This window comes from Paraburkholderia dioscoreae, from assembly GCF_902459535.1.
In the GTDB taxonomy this organism is placed as follows: Bacteria; Pseudomonadota; Gammaproteobacteria; order Burkholderiales; family Burkholderiaceae; genus Paraburkholderia; species Paraburkholderia dioscoreae.
In genome coordinates, this window is sequence record NZ_LR699554.1 from 1,060,541 (window position 1) to 1,078,730 (window position 18,190).

At 61.3% G+C, this 18,190-nt stretch carries 18 protein-coding genes; 15 read left to right on the forward strand and 3 right to left on the reverse strand.

Annotated elements, in window-relative coordinates:
* Nucleotides 1–25: 25 nt before the first annotated feature.
* Complete coding sequence (locus PDMSB3_RS38320; protein WP_007176693.1) at nucleotides 26–328, reverse strand: VF_A0006 family four-cysteine protein; 303 nt, start codon at nucleotides 326–328, stop codon at nucleotides 26–28.
* 530 nt (nucleotides 329–858) lie between these two features.
* A complete protein-coding gene (locus PDMSB3_RS24950; protein WP_007176694.1) occupies nucleotides 859–1,860 on the reverse strand; it encodes an AraC family transcriptional regulator in 1,002 nt (333 codons plus the stop codon).
* A gap of 246 nt (nucleotides 1,861–2,106) precedes the next feature.
* Between PDMSB3_RS24950 and PDMSB3_RS24955 the strand changes: the two genes are divergently transcribed.
* The 9 genes from PDMSB3_RS24955 to PDMSB3_RS24995 all read left to right on the forward strand — a co-directional run bounded on the left by PDMSB3_RS24955 (nucleotide 2,107) and on the right by PDMSB3_RS24995 (nucleotide 9,458).
* On the forward strand, nucleotides 2,107–3,162 hold the full coding sequence (locus PDMSB3_RS24955) for a BKACE family enzyme (protein WP_007176695.1): 1,056 nt from the start codon (nucleotides 2,107–2,109) through the stop codon (nucleotides 3,160–3,162).
* Between the two features lie 152 nt (nucleotides 3,163–3,314).
* Complete coding sequence (locus tag PDMSB3_RS24960; RefSeq protein WP_007176696.1) at nucleotides 3,315–4,658, forward strand: MFS transporter; 1,344 nt, start codon at nucleotides 3,315–3,317, stop codon at nucleotides 4,656–4,658.
* 90 nt (nucleotides 4,659–4,748) lie between these two features.
* A complete protein-coding gene (locus PDMSB3_RS24965) occupies nucleotides 4,749–5,729 on the forward strand; it encodes a quinone oxidoreductase family protein (protein WP_165188080.1) in 981 nt (326 codons plus the stop codon).
* A gap of 10 nt (nucleotides 5,730–5,739) precedes the next feature.
* A complete protein-coding gene (locus tag PDMSB3_RS24970) occupies nucleotides 5,740–6,588 on the forward strand; it encodes a TauD/TfdA dioxygenase family protein (protein ID WP_007176698.1) in 849 nt (282 codons plus the stop codon).
* 76 nt (nucleotides 6,589–6,664) lie between these two features.
* Nucleotides 6,665–7,225, forward strand: a complete 561-nt coding sequence (locus PDMSB3_RS24975) for an RBBP9/YdeN family alpha/beta hydrolase (RefSeq protein ID WP_007176699.1) — start codon at nucleotides 6,665–6,667, stop codon at nucleotides 7,223–7,225.
* Nucleotides 7,212–7,574, forward strand: a complete 363-nt coding sequence (locus tag PDMSB3_RS24980) for a Rieske (2Fe-2S) protein (RefSeq protein ID WP_007176700.1) — start codon at nucleotides 7,212–7,214, stop codon at nucleotides 7,572–7,574. Before PDMSB3_RS24975 ends, PDMSB3_RS24980 begins: the two co-directional genes overlap by 14 nt.
* Nucleotides 7,575–7,631: 57 nt before the next feature.
* A complete protein-coding gene (locus tag PDMSB3_RS24985; protein WP_157187690.1) occupies nucleotides 7,632–7,802 on the forward strand; it encodes a hypothetical protein in 171 nt (56 codons plus the stop codon).
* Nucleotides 7,803–7,895: 93 nt separating this feature from the next.
* Entirely contained in the window at nucleotides 7,896–9,041 is a 1,146-nt protein-coding gene (locus tag PDMSB3_RS24990; RefSeq protein WP_007176701.1) for a porin, read from the forward strand.
* A 30-nt stretch (nucleotides 9,042–9,071) separates the two neighbouring features.
* A complete protein-coding gene (locus tag PDMSB3_RS24995; RefSeq protein WP_007176702.1) occupies nucleotides 9,072–9,458 on the forward strand; it encodes a BON domain-containing protein in 387 nt (128 codons plus the stop codon).
* A gap of 536 nt (nucleotides 9,459–9,994) precedes the next feature.
* Here the strand turns inward: PDMSB3_RS24995 and PDMSB3_RS25000 are convergent.
* On the reverse strand, nucleotides 9,995–10,429 hold the full coding sequence (locus PDMSB3_RS25000; RefSeq protein WP_007176703.1) for a YybH family protein: 435 nt from the start codon (nucleotides 10,427–10,429) through the stop codon (nucleotides 9,995–9,997).
* Nucleotides 10,430–10,801: 372 nt separating this feature from the next.
* Between PDMSB3_RS25000 and PDMSB3_RS25005 the strand changes: the two genes are divergently transcribed.
* From PDMSB3_RS25005 to PDMSB3_RS25030, 6 genes are all read left to right on the forward strand, one after another.
* Entirely contained in the window at nucleotides 10,802–13,372 is a 2,571-nt protein-coding gene (locus PDMSB3_RS25005; RefSeq protein WP_165188082.1) for a beta-propeller fold lactonase family protein, read from the forward strand.
* A gap of 171 nt (nucleotides 13,373–13,543) precedes the next feature.
* Nucleotides 13,544–13,960 carry an autotransporter domain-containing protein gene (locus PDMSB3_RS25010; RefSeq protein ID WP_232064328.1) on the forward strand — a complete coding sequence of 139 codons (417 nt, stop codon included), beginning with the start codon at nucleotides 13,544–13,546 and terminating at the stop codon, nucleotides 13,958–13,960.
* A 414-nt stretch (nucleotides 13,961–14,374) separates the two neighbouring features.
* Nucleotides 14,375–14,788, forward strand: coding sequence for a rhodanese-like domain-containing protein (locus tag PDMSB3_RS25015; RefSeq protein WP_007176705.1), 414 nt, complete (start codon nucleotides 14,375–14,377; stop codon nucleotides 14,786–14,788).
* Nucleotides 14,789–14,976: 188 nt separating this feature from the next.
* Nucleotides 14,977–15,942: a transcriptional regulator FtrA gene (gene ftrA, locus PDMSB3_RS25020; RefSeq protein ID WP_165188084.1), complete on the forward strand. Its 966-nt coding sequence runs from the start codon at nucleotides 14,977–14,979 to the stop codon at nucleotides 15,940–15,942.
* Between the two features lie 178 nt (nucleotides 15,943–16,120).
* Nucleotides 16,121–16,888, forward strand: a complete 768-nt coding sequence (locus tag PDMSB3_RS25025) for a bestrophin-like domain (RefSeq protein WP_007176707.1) — start codon at nucleotides 16,121–16,123, stop codon at nucleotides 16,886–16,888.
* Between the two features lie 43 nt (nucleotides 16,889–16,931).
* Nucleotides 16,932–18,152, forward strand: coding sequence for a DUF2252 domain-containing protein (locus tag PDMSB3_RS25030; RefSeq protein ID WP_007176708.1), 1,221 nt, complete (start codon nucleotides 16,932–16,934; stop codon nucleotides 18,150–18,152).
* Nucleotides 18,153–18,190 lie beyond the last annotated feature (38 nt).

Below are 18,190 nucleotides of genomic sequence, written 5' to 3' on the forward strand. Positions count from 1 at the left end.
TATCGGCGGGGGTTGCTGACACGGCTCACATCTGATTCTGGCGCCGGCATGCTCGCAATATTTCCTGAACCGCAAATGCCCCTCTCACGGTTTGAACATTCTGCAGGACACACACGTGATACGACCTTTCGCGCGGCAGGAGCAGTGCGCCATTTTTGTAAAGCGCCTCGCACGAGTTGCTAATCACGTGGGCCGCGAAGTTGCTCTGGCTGTTTCCTAGCGAACGCAGGATGCATTGATCGTAGTCTGGATTGTCGCCCCCGAGCGCCAGAGCGGGGAGCGGCGTGGCGAGCGTGATCGAGACAAGCAGATAAGCGAATTTGAGCATGATGTGAGAGCGGCTCAGGGATATATCGGCTGGCAATCGTAGCATGTCGCATTTCGATGCCAGCGTGCGTTTTAGAAGGCGCTTATGTCGGCTTCATCGGACAAGCGTTGCGCGATTGTCTGCGATTCATGCGACGAGGCTGATCGCAGGAACTGGCCGCGAACGGCGGATCGACCCGGCCAACGAAACGGCGTAGTGATGCACTCGTGCAGTAAAGCAGCTTTGTATCCGACCATGCCCGCACCCGCTATCGTGCCAGTCGCCGGATCACCTGCCGTCCATTCCTCCGTGATGTAGCCGTACCCGCGGGCCGCCAGATAGAGGTTTGAGCAATGAACTGCGCCATGCGCTACGCTCACTCATGTTCTGTTCGCCCGCTCTGGACCCGGTTTGGCTCGCGCACCAGATGCTTGCGGGTGATGGACACGACTGTCTGCGCCGCGCGTCCGGGTGATTTATGGTTGCGAGTTTTCGGTGATTCGACGACTGGCTTGCGATCGAAACTTCGAAGGGCCCAAGGCGTATCGCGATCATTTCAAATGGCTGTTGCGCCAGTTACGCGGCGTCACACCAAAGCGCGAATTAAACCAGTTTGTGAAGGAACCCTGCTGCGAATAGCCGAGCAGTGCGGAAACCCTCCCGATGGGATAGCGCGGATTGCTCATATAGCGCACGGCAAGTTCGCGCCTGACTTCCTCGACCAGATGCGAGAAGCTGGTATGCGCCACGTCAAGCTGGCGCTGCATGGTGCGAACACTCAGACGCAAATGGCGGGCAACCAGTTCGACGCTGGCCTGTTCGAGGGGCAACAGCAAGTAGATTGCCTTGCGCACTTCCAGCGCGGTCGAATCCACGCCCGTCATGTTGAGTGAATCCGCGAGACTTTCGGCATATCGCACCAGTTCGGGGTCAGCGGCGGGATTCGGGTAGTCGAGATCGGCGGCCGCACACACAAAGCCGTTGAAATCGCTGCCGAACTCCAGCGGGCAGCCGAAGAACCGTCGATGAAACGTCAGGTTTTTCGGGCCCTGATGAACAAAATGGACCGAGCGTGGCTTCCAGTGGTCACCCAGCAACGCGCTGGAGTGACGCCAGAGGACACCGACCGCGAGTTCAATCGCCTGATTCGTCGGGGTACCCGGTTCGACGACCAGTTCCTCCCGAATGGTGACTGTTTCGCCAGCATCCTCGACGTAAAGAGCCAGGGCTTCGTTCAGCAGATGCCGGTATTCGGCCGTAGCCAGCAGAACCTCGCGCAGCGTGCGCTTGTGCGCGAGCAGAACATTGACCACACCGGTACCGAACTTCTGCCGGGTCTCGGCCATTTGAAGCGCGAAAGTCGGGCATGACGCCTTGTTGGCTGTCAGTTCCAGCAGCCGGCACGATCTGGCTGCCGGAATGCGATCGTCCGGATTCGCAAGCGCCGCGGTATCGATCCCGACCTGCTGGGCAAGCTCGACCGGGTTCAGTCCGAGCCGCCGCGCCACATCGAAATAGCCGCTCATTGCTACCGAGCGCAACATCGTTTCCATGGCTTTGTCTCCGCACCCCTCTCGCGGGCGGCGTCGCTGTGTCTGGGAATGAAATGCCTACCGTGCGCACGTACTGGTGTTAACGCGCAGTGGCACGAAATACTAAAAAGATGGCGTTCAATCATAAAAGTGTAACGCAGGATTGCCGTATCGTGCGATCTCAGCGGTTCATCATGTTCCGACCAGTTCTCACGCGGCCAGCCGTGTCGCGAGCGTCGGAATACCGTCCCCCAATTGGAGAACACGATGCAATTCCTCGACGATTCGCTGCACCCCGAGAACCAGGACAAGGTTGTTATCACGACTGCTCCGTACGGCCCGGAATGGATGCCCGAGGACTTTCCGGAAGACATACCGGTGACGATGGCGGAGCAGATCCAGAAGGCCGTCGACTGCTACAACGCTGGCGCGACCGTCCTGCACCTGCACGTGCGTGAACTGGATGGCAAGGGCTCCAAGCGCCTGTCGAAATTCAACGAACTCATTGCGGGTGTGCGCGCAACCGTGCCCGACATGATCATCCAGGTCGGTGGCTCGATCTCGTTCGCGCCGGAAGACGACGGCCAGGCCGCGAAGTGGCTGTCGGACGATACGCGCCACATGCTGGCCGATCTCGACCCGAAGCCCGACCAGGTGACGGTGGCGATCAATACCACGCAGATGAACATCATGGAGTTGCTCTATCCGGCGTACCTGGAAGGCACTTCGTTGGCCAATCCCGCGCTCATGGCCGCGTATAGCGAAATGACGGTTCCCGCCGGCCCGGCATGGGTCGAGGAGCACCTGCGTCGTCTGCAGGCCTCCGGCATCCAGCCGCACTTCCAGCTCACGGGCATCCATGCGCTCGAGACACTCGATCGCCTCGTGCGCAAGGGTGCCTACAAGGGGCCGCTCAACCTGACATGGATCGGTATCGGCGGGGGCTTCGACGGCCCCAACCCATTCAACTTCTTCAACTTCGTGCACCGCGCGCCGGACGGCTGTACGCTCACCGCCGAGTCGCTGCTCAAGAACGTGTTGCCGTTCAACATGATGGCGATGGCTATGGGCCTGCATCCTCGCTGCGGCATCGAAGACACGATCATCGACCAGCACGGCAGCAGGATGACTTCGGTACAGCAGATCGAACAGTGCGTGCGCGTGGCGCGCGAACTGGGCCGCGAGATTGCTTCCGGCAAGCAGGCGCGGGACATCTACCGCATCGGCGTGCAGTACGAAACGGTCGACGAGACGCTCGTGGCCAACGGCATGGCGCCGAATCGCAAGGCCGGTGTGAAGAACCTGCCGCTGCGCGCGGCGTAAGGGATTGGAACGCGGCTGACGCTTCGCGGATGTCGGGTTCTGAAAGTCGGGTTCCCGATCTGGCGGGAACGGTTGCACGATATCCATAAGGATCCCTTTGCCTTGCCGGGCAAAGGCGGTCGCCAACGAGCTGGACACGAAGGAGACGACTCATGTTCACGCATGCCGAGCCCACGACGGCCGATGTTTCGACGACGCAAAAAGACGTGCGCGCGTATGCGTGGGTGGTATTTGCGCTGACGGTCGGCTTGCTGCTCTCCGACTATATGTCGAGGCAGGTGTTGAATGCGGTGTTTCCGATGCTCAAGGCCGCATGGAACCTCTCCGATACCCGGTTGGGCTCGCTGAGCAGTGTGGTCGCGCTGATGGTCGGCGTGCTCACCTTTCCGCTGTCGGTACTTGCCGACCGCTGGGGCCGCGTGAAGAGCATTCTCCTGATGGCTGCGATGTGGAGTCTCGCGACCCTCGGCTGTGCGCTCTCGACAAGCTATGGCGAGATGCTGCTGGCGCGCGCCTTCGTCGGTGTCGGTGAAGCCGCCTATGGCAGTGTCGGCATCGCGGTCGTCCTTAGCATCTTTCCGGCACGGCTGCGCGCCACACTCACCGCCGCGTTCATGGCTGGCGGTGCATTCGGTTCAGTGCTGGGCATGGCGCTGGGCGGTGCGGTCGCGGCTCACCTGGGCTGGCGCGCCGCGTTCGGTGCAATGGCGGCTCTGGGGATCGTGCTGCTGGCTGCCTACCGGTTTGCCGTCACTGAAAAACAGTTGGCGCGCCTGCAGCCCGCAAATGTGAGCAGGCAAGCCCAGGGCCACGGTGTGTGCACGAGCTTCCGCGCGCTGATGAAAGGGCTCTTTTCGACGAAGTCAGTCGTGTGCGCCTACGTCGGCAGCGGTATCCATCTGCTGGTCCCGGCAGCCGTGTGGGCATGGATGCCCAGCTTCCTGAACCGCTACTACGGTATGTCCACCGGCAAGGCGGCCATGAGCGCGGCCGTGTTCGTGCTGGCGACCGCGGTCGGCATGGTGGTGTGCGGAAATCTGACCGACCGGCTCTGCAAGCATGCTCGGGAGAGGAAGTGGAGCACAGCCATCGCCTTCTGCCTGATCTGCTTCGTTTTGCTTACGATCGGTTTCCGGATGCCGGTGGGTCCGGCACAGCTCATCGTGATCGGCGCCGCCATGTTCTTCAGCGCAGGCGCGACCGGTCCCTCGGGTGCGATGGTGGCGAACCTCACCCCGCCGCCGATCCATGCGTCGGCGTTTGCCACTCTAACGCTGGCGAACAACCTGCTGGGGCTGGCACCCGCTGCTGTCCTGACGGGCATCGTGGCCGACCGGATCGGGCTGCTCGGCGCGTTGCAACTCGTGCCGTTTGCGCCGCTCGTCGCAGCAGTCGCCTTCTTCATCGGCAAGCGGAATTATGGTGTCGACCTCGATCGCGTGGGTGCCCTGCGTGAACAGGCCGGTGCAGACCCAATGGCCACCGGCAAGCTTTAGGCCTCGCAAGTGAACCCGAGAGCGGGGCGGAGAGCACCGTCGGCGAGCAGATATAAATTTGTAGTTCGAGTAAAGAACAGGAGATTCGAAATGGCGAAAGCAGTGCGTTTCCATGAAACCGGCGGTCCCGAGGTTTTGCGCTATGAAAACGTTGAAGTGGGCGACCCCGGCCCAGGGCAGGTTCGCTTGCGCCATGAGGCAGTGGGTCTGAATTTCGCCGACACCTACTTCCGCACCGGCCTGTACCCCGTGCCGCTACCTGCGGGCATGGGCGTCGAGGCTGCAGGGGTGGTCGAGGTAATCGGCTCCGACGTGACCAACGTTACGCTCGGCGATCGCGTGACCTACACGGGCTTTCTCAACACACTCGGCGCCTACAGCACCGAACGCCTGGTCCCGGCCGCGCCGCTCATCAAGCTGCCGGATACGATCTCCTGCGAAACAGCTGCCGGTATGACGATGCGAGGTCTGACCTCGTCATACCTGATGCGTCGCATCCGCGATTTCAGGGCGGGTGACACGATTCTGCTGCACGCTGCCGCCGGCGGGGTCGGGCTGATTGTGTCGCAATGGGCGAAGCTGCTAGGCCTCACCGTCATAGGCACTGTTTCGAACGAGGCCAAGGGTGAGGTAGCGCGCGCGCATGGCTGCGACCACATCGTCTACTACAGCCGGGAAGACGTCGCGAAGCGCGTGCGCGAACTGACCAACGGCGTGGGTGTGGACGTCGTGTTCGACAGCGTCGGCAAGGATACCTTCGAGTCATCGCTCGATTCGCTCCGGCGCCGTGGCCTGATGGTCTGCGTCGGCACGGCTTCGGGGCCGATCCCGCCATTCAATCCGCAGCTTCTGGCAATGAAGGGCTCGCTCTACCTGACACGCCCCGCGCTGGCAGACTATATTGCCGATCCCGCCGAAAAAGACGAACTCGCCGGTGAACTCTTCGGACACGTCGCCGCGGGCCGCATCAAGATCGAACTCAACCAGCGTTACGCGCTGGAGGACGCGGCGCAGGCCCACCGCGACCTTGAATCTCGCAAGACGACCGGCTCGTCGGTCTTCGTCGTCTGAGGAGAACGCCATGCGAGCCGAACCATTGACGTGTGCCATTGGCGCCGAACTCATCGGCGTGAATCTTGCCGATGCCGTCGACGATGACGGCCTGTTTGCCGAGATCCGTGCTGCGCTGCTCAAACACCGGGTGCTGTTTCTGCGCGACCAGAACATCTCGCGCGCGGAGCATGTTGCGTTTGCGCGCCGTTTCGGCGAACTGGAGGACCATCCTGTCGCCGGCAGCGACCCGGAACATCCCGGGCTCGTGCGCATCTACAAGAACCAGGATCAACCCAACGATCGGTATGAAAACGCGTGGCACGCGGATGCCACCTGGCGCGAGGCGCCGCAGTTCGGCGCCGTCCTGCGTTGCGTTGAGTGCCCGCCGGTCGGCGGCGACACAATGTGGGCAAACATGGTCCTTGCATACGGGAACCTGCCTGACCACATCAAGACCCAGATCGCAGACCTGCGCGCTCGCCACAGCATCGAGGCGAGCTTCGGTGCCGCGATGCCGATCGAAAAACGTCTCGCTCTGAAGGCTCAATTCCCGGATGCGGAGCACCCCGTCGTGCGTACGCACCCGGAGACCGGTGAGAAAGTGTTGTTCGTGAACGCCTTCACCACCCATTTCACCAATTACCACACGCCAGAGCGCGTGCGCTTCGGGCAGGACGCCAATCCGGGCGCGGGTGACCTGCTGCGCTACCTCATCAGCCAGGCCTACATCCCCGAGTACCAGGTGCGCTGGCGCTGGAAACCCAACAGCATCGCGATCTGGGACAACCGCAGCACGCAGCACTATGCAGTGATGGACTACCCGCCATGTCACCGCAAAATGGAGCGCGCCGGAATTATCGGCGACAAGCCGTACTGATCGGGCAGCAAACCCTCTTGCATGGGATCGGAGTAGCGCGCTAAAGCGCTAACTCCGATCGACGGAAAACCACTTCATGACGCTCGATATGACGCCCACCATCCTGATGGTGCCGGGCTTGCGCGACTTCGTCGCAGAGCATTGGCAAACGCTGTTGGAGCGGAGATTGCCTAACGCGATCTCGGTGCCACCGCTTGAGCACGACAAACTCAGTTGCGCGGCGCGCGTCGCGGCGCTCGATGCAGCCCTCGCGAAAATCGCTGGCCCGGTGATCCTGGTCGCGCATAGCGCGGGCGTGATGATCGTGGTGCATTGGGCCCAGCAGCACAGCCGCAGGATTCACGGTGCGCTGCTTGCCGCTCCGGCCGACCTCGAGACGCCGCTGCCCGCAGGCTATCCCGCCTTCGATGCGCTCGCTCAGAACGGTTGGCAGCCGATTCCACGAAAGCCGCTGCCGTTTCCGAGCATCGTCGGTGCAAGCCGCAACGATCCGCTCGCGCAGTTCGAGCGTGCCGAGGCGATGGCGAAAGATTGGGGCAGTCGGCTCGCCGACCTTGGCGAAGTCGGTCACCTGAATCCGGCTGCAGGGTTTGGCGAATGGCCGATGGCGGAGACACTGATCCATGAACTCGTCTGATCAGATACCGGTTGGCGCGGTCGGTGAACTCGTGCCAGGTCAGCGAAAACTGGCCTTCATCAGTGGCCGCGGTGTAGTCCTGTTTAACATCGACGGCACGATCCACGCGATCGACGACTCGTGTCCCCACCAGGGAGCCTCGGTCGCAAATGGCCATCTCGACGGATGTGTGCTGAGCTGCCCGGCGCATGGCCTGCGCTTCGACCTGCGCACCGGTTGCATGCCGGGACCAGGCGGGTTGAGCCTGGCGACTTTCCCGGTACGCGCTATCGACGGAAAGCTGTTCGTTAGCCTCGAAGATCCCGCTGCCGTTCCCGCGCAGGCAACGGCATGCAATGCAGCGCTGTGATCCGGGCCGCGCGCGAACATGGAGTCATTCCGGGGAACAAGGATCCGAGGTTCGCTGATGCAGCAACCGCTGGTTGCGTCGCTGCTCATGTTCTTTGACGACCGGGTTGCGAAGTGGTGGAAGCCGGACGCAGTGGTGTTCGTCGAATCGGTTCCGCTCGGCGCGATGGGCAAGGTGCTCAAAAATCAGTCACGGGATCAGTGCGGCGATTACTACCAGTCGGCCTGACACACCGACGAGGCAACAACACAGTTTCATTCTCGCAATAAGCCATAAATCAGCCGGGGCCACCCGGCGCGCCTCACACCTGGAGGAGACACAATGAAATTCAAGTCAGGCAGCCTGGCAGTGCTGATAGTTTTTTCTGCGACCGCCCATGCGCAGTCGTCGATTACGCTCTACGGCGTACTCGACAGTGGGCTCCTCTATCAAAGCACCTCGGCCGCGACGTTTCTGCCGAACGCGCCGAACCTGGGGCATGTTTATCAACTCAAGGACGGCGGCATCTATTCGAGCTACTGGGGGCTGAAGGGGAGCGAAGACATCGGCAGCGGATACAAGATCACGTTCAGGCTGCAAGGCACGTTCAACACCACGAACGGCAAGTTCGGGCTGTCCGACACGCCGGGCGCGACCGCACTCTTCAATCAGTATGCGACGCTTGGGGCAACCGGCCCGTTTGGCACCCTCGACGCCGGCCGGCAGATCGTCCCGATGATCTACGCGATGGCGGAGACTGACGTACGCGGTGCACAGTATTTCGGCAGCATTCTGACTGCGTGGTTGGGAATCAATCAGGCGGCCGGCTGGCCCGGCACCAGCACGAACGCTCCAATCGGCGCCCTGTATGACAGCAACGCGCTGGTCTACAGTTCGCCAAAATTCTATGGCACGACGCTCGCACTCGAGTACGCGCCGGGCGGAGTCGCGGGGCAGTTTCAGGGCGGCACGCGCGAGTCGGCTGTGCTCAAGTATTCGAACTACGGCCTGAACCTGTCTGCGGTGTACTACAACGGACATGACACCAATCCGTTCCCGCTGACCTATCCGGCGGCGCCGGTTGCGCCTGCGACAGGCCAGAGCAACAATCGCTTCTACTATTTCGGTGCGATGTATACGATTCGCGGATTTTCGGTATCTGCCTCGTACGCTATTGCCAGAAATCCGGCGAAGAGCAACAGCGTCGACTTCGAAATGGCGTCGGGCGGCCTCGGCTACCAGTTCAATCCGAGCTTCAGGATCACGTCAGGCTACTACTACCTGAAAGATCGAAATAATTCCGCGAATCACTCGAGCGAATTCGCAGTAGGTGCGGAGTACAACCTGTCCCTGAGAACCAGGGCGTACGCGCAGGTGGGGTATGTCAACAACAAGGGGACGATGAACCAGACGATCGTCTATGGAGCCCCAGTTGCGCCGGGCGTCTCCACCACTGCGGCTATGGTCGGCATTCGTCATAGCTTCTGATTCCGTCACTTTCACGAACCGGAGTAATCCATGAAAACGATTAACGCACTCGAGTTGGCAATCGCCGCATGGTTCGTTGTCGCGTCCACGACGGCGTGGTCCCAGACTGGTGACGCAGCCAGTGCACCCGCCGGTGCGCAGAGTGCGTCTGCAATGACCGCATCGGGCACTGTGGCGTCCAAGGGCAGGAAAGCGGACCGCGCCCTGCGCCGCAGAGTCTATGCCGCCATTGGGAAGAACAAGGGAATCAGCGCCGGAGACATCAGTATCACAGCGAAAGACGGTGCGGTGAAACTGAATGGCACGGTCACGGAAGCTGGCCAGATCGGCGAGGCCGAGGTGATCGCCAGAAGCGTTCCCGGAGTGACGTCGGTGACCAACAGGCTATCGGTGAAAAAACCGTTTGGCGGCACGTAAGCCGCCGTATTCGAGCATGGAACATCGAGCATGGCGAGGCCGAAGACCACTGGTCACGCCGACTGCTACCCATTAGTGGCGACGCGCGATTGGGCGGCCTTGCGCAGCCGCTGTCTCTTTCCGAGTCTGAAGCAGACACTCAAATGGCCTGGGTTGCATCTCGCCCGGCGTCTCTAACTGGGCCGACTTATGCCTGATGCGGTCGGCCTCGAACGACTCTGAGCGGTCCTTCAGACTCGCCGAAACGGATATTCGACGCGAGCCTATGTATGGCAGCGTTACCGCGTTAAACAATACAAAACATCGGGACAGTCTTCTTCGTTTCTATTTCCATCACTGTATGCGATGGCAACGAACCCATGCTGCTCATAAATCGCAGCGGCATCGTGGTTCATTTGGAACGTGTAGAGTTGGAGCTTCCCATCGGTCTGCCGGACACGTCGATCGCATATCGATCCACGACGAACACTCAATCCGCCCGCAGGCAGACAATTGCCTACGTCCATGCACGTCGTGGAAATAATGTCTCCGCTCGATCAGAGTCCCTGACCGTCTCTCAAGATAGCTTCTCCCGTGCGAGGATTCGTCAGCGTGACGTTCTCGAGCGCCTTGATTCGCCACTCGCCAGCCTGCCGTGTCAGCACCGCGAGGATCAGCGTGTCGACAGCGTGCGACCCCGCCGGATGGGCCGCGCCAACCGTGAGCCGGCTCCAGAAGTGCATGACCGTCGCATCGTCACCGATCGCGATCACGTCGATCAGTTCGTTCTCCAGCGTGGAATCGCTGTAGATGGTTGCGTGGATGGGTGCATGCAGCTTGATAATCGCCTCGACGCCGCGTACGTAGTGCCCGAACCGGTTTACGAATGTCGCATCTTCGTGGAACAGTGCTCCGAGGGACTCCATGTCGTGACTGTTCCAGGCGGTCTGAAACGCGTGGGGCGCGTCTTCCGGTTGTCTCATTTGAATCATTTGAATTCTCGCAAGTGTCTACATTGGGCCGCCCGACATCCGCATCGGGTACTCGCTGTGGGGCGCCCAAAGCGAATTCTGCCTCACACGGCATGTCGGTTCATGGCGGGGCGCTACCTGTCGGTAATCAGCAGCACGCGAGTCGCAGCACCGCGCGACATACAGCCCGGCAGATAATTGTAATTACCGCTCTGGCTTCAGCCCCTCATTCTCCAAACGCTATGGACGTAGCACCTTTAAAGGATGCCGTCAATGGACGTTAGTGTCCCGCATGCAACGCTGAAACGTTCTTATCTCACCGATTTCGTTTTGCCTGGCATTTCGATCACATAATCCGGCACACCTCCCCGACGCCGACATAAGTAGAAAACAATGAACATGCAAGGTCATCCACCACTTTCCCGTAGTTTCTTCGGTTTCCTGATCGTCATCTTCGTCAGCGGTGTGCTTGCTGCATGCAGCGGCTCGGTCGATTCGAACACAGCGAAGCCTGCAACAACTCCAGCGGCAACCTATCGCGTCACAGGTACTGCGGCCTACGGCCGTCCGGTTGTCAGTCGGACCGTTCAGGCAGTAGATTCGACAGGTCGACTGTGCGCGCAAGCGACGACGTCGAGCAACGGTTCCTATACGATGGATACGAGCCGTTGCGCAGCAGGCGCAGCCGCCTTCTCGGTCGAGGGATACACCATACCCTCCGGTGTTTCGCTGATGGCCGTTGCCGTTCCTGTGCAGGGAACGCCCGTGATCAACGGCGTCGTCAATATCGATCCGCTGACGACCCTGATTGCCTACGCCTCCGCCGGCATGGTGACAAGCACCCCGGCCCCGGCTACCGCGGCGCAAGCGCTGGCCTTGCTGTCCAAAGTGACGAGCGCGCAATACCAGCGGGCGCGGTCGGACGTGCTGACGGCATCCTTGCTGCTGCTTCTGCAGAACACTTACGGTGTGCAGACGAGTGGATTCTCGGCAGGAGCCACGTCATTCGCCGCCGATGGTCAAGGCATCGATGCCTTCTTCGACGCCTATCCCTTAACGGCGCCGACCTCCGCGAGCGTGCAGATTGCGCCAGCGTCGGGCGCAGGGCTATCGGTTCGTGTTTCGTTGCCGACTACCCCGACCACGGGCTCGACCGGTTCAGGCGGTTCGACGGTAACCTCCAACGTTAGCTTCACGGTGGGCGGTCAGGTCTCCGGGCTATCGGGCGGCCCGATGACGTTGCTGCTCAATGGAGCCAATGCGTTGGTCGTGCCGGCCAACGGCGCCTTCAGATTCTCGACGCCGATCGCGAGCGCCTACACGGTCAGCGTGGGCAGTCAGCCTGCCGGCCAGACCTGCAGCGTGGGTCAGGGCACCGGCGTGGCCGCCACAGCCAACATAACCAATGTGGTTGTGAGTTGCTCGGCCAACAGCTACACCGTGGGCGCCAACGTTTCTGGTCTGGCGGGCGGGGCGCAGGTCGTGCTCCAGAACAACGGCGGCGATGCCACCACCGTCAGCAGCAATGGCAACGTCACCTTCGCCGGGCGAATCGCCTACAACGGCAGCTACAACGTCAGCGTCGCGACGCAGCCCAGCGGGCAGACGTGTACGGTTTCGAATGGCAGCGCCAGCGGTGTGTCCGCCAACGTCACTAATGTGAACGTCGTTTGCGCCATCGAAACTTACACCATCAGCGGCAGCGTGACGGATCTCAGCGGTACGCTCGTGCTGCAGAACAACGGCGCTGACTCGACCACCATCGCCAGCAACGGCAGTTTCTCCTTTGCCACGCCTGTGGCGTATGGCGGGAACTACAACGTGACGGTCGGCACCCAACCGACCAATCAGACATGCACTGTCACGAATGGTAGCGCCGGCGGTGTCACGGCTAACGTGAGCAACGTTGCGGTCCAATGCGTGGTAACGAGCCGGCCAATCTATATGTATGTGCCCGACTATAACAACGGGCAAATCCTGGGCTACACGATCGACACCGTCACAGGGGCACAGTCGACCATTCCGGGCAGCCCCTTTGCAGCCGGCGCGCAGGACCGCTGGATCACTGTGGACGCTAGCGGCACCTATGCTTTCGTTCCGAGTGAGAGTGCGAACACCCTGTCGGTGTATGGCATCAATCACAGCACAGGCGCATTGACGCAACTTCCGGGCAGTCCTTATCCGGTTGGCGCCACCCCGAATTCCGTCACCGTGAACCCGGCCGGCACACTGGTCTTTATTCCCAATGCAAACAGCAATACGGTTTCGGTTTTTAGCATCAACCGTAGCACGGGCGCGCTGACCCCAGTGCCCGGCAGCCCATTCGCAACAGACTCGGTACCGACCAAGGTGGCGATCAATCCGGCCGGTACCTTCGCTTTCGTGGCGGATCAGAACGGAACGGCGATTTCTGTCTATAGCATCGACGCAAGCACGGGCGCTTTGACACCGGTGGCCGGCAGCCCGTTTTCCAATGGCGGGAATCAGCCTATGGGCATCACGACCGATCCGTCAGGGACTCACGTGTACGCCACCAATGCTCAAGGCAACGTGACAGGCTTCAGCATCGATCAATCGACGGGAGTCCTGACCGCCATCGCTGGAAGTCCGTTTGCGATGGGCTACGCGTATCAGGATGGCGCATCGATGAACACCGCCTTCAATGCCTCAGGCACGCTTGCCTTCGTGGCGACCGGCCAGGACGGCGCTGTTTTAAGCTATAGCGTTGACGCCACCTCGGGTGCACTGACGCAGATTGCCGGCGATATCGATACGGTTGGCGGCGGCGGTGCTGTCTTTGTCACGCTCGATCCAACAGGCACGTTGCTGTTCGAGGCAAATTTCATCCACATCACCGTGGGTATCAAGCAGATCAATCAGACCACCGGTGCGTTGACCGATATTCCTGGTAGCCCGTTCGGGGTCGGCGCGCGGCCTTACGATATCGCGATCGTGCAGCCTTGACGGCGTCGTGCGATAGACAAACATTGACGGCGGTTCTCTCGTTCCTGATCTGAAAGGTGTTCTGGAAGAGCAATATCAATGCCATGTATTCGATGAGTGTCTTTCCGGCCATGTGAAAAATTTGGGCGGTCACCGATTTAATCTTTGCGCAAACGCCAGTCATCGACAAATATGTATGAGTCAGACTGGCTCTTGCGTGAGGCCGATGACGGCAGCTTTCTCGCCGGGCATCGCGACATTGCCGGGGTCTATTTCGCTCATGGCAACAGTAACCTTGACGTAGACGGTCTTGTCACCAATGCGGCGGCAACGGCCTACGTCCTGACTCGCACCGGCAAACTGAATCTCGATGCGTATTCCGGCGGCGCGTACTGGACACACTACGGCCCGACCGGCTGGTACGTCGACGCAGCGTTTCAGGGCACGTCCTATCAGGGCGAGGCGACCACGCAATCCGCCCGGTTGCCGACCACGGGCAATGGTTTCGTCACGTCGGTGGAAGCCGGTTACCCCGTACCGTTGCCGCTCGGACCGGGTTTTGTGCTGGAACCGCAGATCCAGGTCATCGACGATGTTCAGCGCGGATGAGGTGCCATTGGAAGAAGAAGCTACGCGGCTGGAATTCGCGGCCGGTGTCACGGCGAAGATGAGCCTGTGTCTGAGCTTCTATGCCCAGGCGGGCTACCAAGTTCGCGGTGGGCGGCTCGGACGGAGGGGGCGGCGTCAGGGCGTGCAGGGCGATCTGGGCCTTCGGTACGCCTGGTGATTCTGTGTTGTTTGCGATCGGTCAGCATCGAGGCACCTCATGATTGATCCGCCGGCCACGAACGGCCGGTGAGGGCAGCTAGACGTTCAATGTCGGCGAACGCCCAGCCGCAACAACCTCGAGCGCGGCTGTTCGACGTGGCGTGATCTTACCGGAATATGTCATTCACGCCGCTAGCTGATCGTGCATGAGACCCGGACAATGCGTTGCAACCCTACACGCAGAAGGAGATTCACATGTCCCCGGTCTCGACCGTTCCACCCGCCGACAGCGCTGCCGCACTCGCTCACTTCAGTACCCTGTTGTCGTTCGAAACCGATTGCGCCGATGTGCAAGCCGCACTCGAAAGTGCCGATCCGCTTTCCGTCGACTTCGTATTGCTCGACGTGCGTAGTCCCGCACTTTTCGCACGCGGCCACGTGCCGGGCGCAGTGAACCTTCTGCACGGCAAGATCGTGGCGTCGAAGCTTGCCGGGTATTCGCCCGATACGCTCTTCGTCACTTACTGCGCGGGCCCTCACTGTAACGGCGCGACGCGTGCCGCAATCAAACTTGCCCAATTAGGCCGCCCGGTCAAGGTAATGATCGGCGGCGTTACCGGCTGGCTCGACGAGGGTTTCCAGCTAGCTACCGGCAACGAAAAAAAATGATCTATGACGCGGCCAGGTGAGGCAGGTTGAATCAGTCAATGCGAAACACGGCGCGACGACAGATCCTTTCGCGGTCTTTCGCATTTCTCTCACCTGTATTGCGCATGGATATCAGGAGCTTTTCGTTGTGGCGTTATGCTGCAGGCGGGGTAGGTGGCGGAATCATCAATCTCCGGTAACATCACGCCATGCACAATCATCTCGTCGTTGCGCTTGCTTACGACCGGCTCTGCACCTTCGAATTCGGCTGTGTGACCGAGCTATTCGCGCTCGATCGTCCCGAACTCGGCGTGGACTGGTATCGCTTCGCGGTCTGCGCAAGCGAACCGGGCCCGATTCGCGCGGCGGGAGGCGTGACCCTCGCCGCGCCTTACACGCTCAGGTTGCTGGAGCGCGCCGACACGATCGTCATTCCCGGCTGGCGCGACGCCGACGAAGTGCCACCCAAACCGCTGCTGAAGAAGATTCGCGCGGCTTACGAGCGCGGCGCGCGCCTCTGTTCGATCTGCTCCGGCGTATTTGTTCTCGCGGCTGCGGGGGTGCTCGACGGCAAGACCGTCACCACACATTGGCGCTACGCCGACAAATTGCAGCAGCGCTATCCGCAATTGAGCGTGCAGCCGGACGCGCTCTATGTCGACGAAGGGCGGATCATCACGTCGGCGGGTTCGGCGGCGGGGCTCGACATGCTGTTGCATCTGGTGAGGCGCGATCACGGCAGCGCGGTCGCGAACCGGGTCGCGCAGCGGCTCGTGGTGCCGCCGCATCGCGAGGGCGGGCAGGCGCAGTTCGTGCCGCGCCCCATGCCGCAGGACGAAAGCGGGCGTCTGTCCAGACTGATGGACTGGGTGCGCGGTCATCCTGCCTTGCCGCACACCTTGCGTTCGCTCGCCGAGCGCGCGGCGATGAGTCCACGCACATTGCAGCGGCAGTTTCACGACGCCACCGGCTTGGCGCCTTATGAGTGGCTCGTGCGCGAGCGTGTGGCCATTGCGCGCGAACTGCTCGAAGCGCAGGCGCTGCTGCCGATGGCGCGCGTCGCGGAACTGGCGGGATTCGGTTCCGAGGAATCGTTGCGGCGGCATTTCCGGCGCATTGCGTTGACGAGTCCGGCCGCGTATCGCAAGAAGTTCGGCGCGCGGGAAACGGCTTAGCACCGCGTTGCGCCGGGTGAATGGGTTCGCTCGTTCGGCGTCTTTCGGCCATGCTCGCGAACAGGCGCCGCGCCCCTGTCCACGCCTCGGCTGCGGCGCTTATCATGTAGCAGTCTTACACGTCGATGCCTTGTCAGAAAGCGCTTCCCGCCCACCCGCTCTGAGAAAAACGCTCGCCATGCAAAATATCCTCGACTACCCGGCGCTCGTGTTCATCGTGTCCTTTGTACTGATGTGGATGTCTGCCCGTCTCGGCGCCGCGCTTCTGCGGCGTTTCAGAAAAATCGAGGACGAGGCCCGCGAGGACTTCAGCGTGATTCAGGCCGCTACGCTGACGTTGCTTGCGTTGATCATCGGTTTCACTTTTTCGATGGCGGTGGGGCGTTACGACCAGCGCAAGAATTACGAGGAAGAAGAGGCGAACGCGATCGGCACCGAATACGTTCGCGCGGACCTGTTGCCGGCGGCAGACGCGGCGGCGGTGCGCGGCCTGCTGAAAAACTACCTCGATGAGCGCGTGCTGTTCTATACCACGCGCGACGCGCAGGAACTGGCGAAGGTCAACGCCGAGACCGAGCGCCTGCAGGGCGCAATGTGGTCTACTGTGAGACAGGCGGCCGCCGCGCAGCCCACGCCGGTCGTCGCGCTCGCCGTTTCAGGAATGAACGATGTGCTCAATACGCAGGGCTATACCCAGGCAGCGTGGTGGAATCGCATTCCGTACGCGGCCTGGGCGCTCATGGCGTTGATCGCAATGGGCGCCAATCTGCTGGTCGGCTACGGCGCGCGCGCATTGAAAGCGGGAGCGGGATTGCTGCTGATCGTACCGCTGGTGGTGTCGTTATCGTTCACGCTGATTGCCGACATAGACAGCCCACGCGGCGGCGTGATTCGCGTGAAGCCGCTCAATCTGCACGCGCTGGCGGATTCCATGCGTTCGCATTGAACGATGGTCGAGCCGCACTCAGCCGCATATTCAGGGGAAACTCATGTTCGATGTCGCCAGGACCATCGCCAGTTTCAACGCAGGGCGCGATCCCGAGCGGCTTGCGATGAAATACAAGGCCATGCGCACTTCGCCGTTCGTGTTTTTGCGCGGCACCTGCCACCTGTTTTACGAACGCCTGCCGCGCGACAAGACGCTCGACGACGCGCCGCCGGTATGGATCTGCGGCGACATGCATCTGGAAAATTTCGGCAGCTACAAGGCCGATAATCGCCTGATCTACTTCGATAACAACGATTTCGACGAAGCCTGCCTCGCGCCGAATCTCTACGAACTGGTGCGTCTGCTGACGAGTGTGCTGGTCGGCGCGAGCGATCTCAAGCTGAGCCGCGCGCAGGCGCTGGCGTTGTGCCACACCGCTCTGGAAGCGTATGGCGCCGCGCTCGCGGACGGCAAATCGCGCTGGATCGAGGAGGAAACCGCGACGGGTATGGTCCGCGATCTGTTCGTCGCACTCGCCAGCCGCACACGGGTTGCACATCTGGACCGGCGCACCACGCTCAAAGGCAAGACCCGCACGCTGAAAGTGGACGGCAAGAAAGCGCTGGCGGTCGGCGACACCCAGCGTGCCGCGGTCACCCAATTCATGCTGAAGTTCGCCGCGGGCGAGCCCAATCCCGACTTCTTCCGTATTCTCGACGTCGCGCGGCGGATTGCCGGCACGGGGAGTCTCGGCGTGGACCGCTATGTGATTCTCGTCGAGGGTAAAGGCTCGCCGGACGGCAACTATCTGATCGATCTGAAAGAAGCGCTGCCTTCGTCCGTCACACCGCACCTGAGTACGCCGCAACCGGCCTGGCAGACGGAAGCGCAGCGCGTGGTGGAAATTCAGCGGCGTAATCAGGCGGTCTCGCAGGCATTCCTGCATGCTGTCGAATTCAATCAGCGATCCTATGTGTTGCGCAGTCTGCAGCCTTCGGAAGACCGCGTGGCGTTGAGCGACTGGGACGGCAAGCTGCCGCGTCTCGAAGAGGTGGTCAACAACATGGCCGGGTTGAGCGCGTGGGCGCATCTGCGCAGCGGCGGCCGGCAGAAATCGTCGATCGCCGATGAGTTGATCGCGTTCGGCAATCGCCGCGACTGGCAGTTGCCGTTGGTCGACATCGCGATGCAATGCGAGGCCCAGGTGGCGGCAGACTGGAAAGCATATTGCGATGCCTACGACAGCGGCGAGTTCAACCTGACCGCCACCACCAGGCCTTGAGCTTCATCACGCCGGGCGCATGACATCGCGCCCGGTGC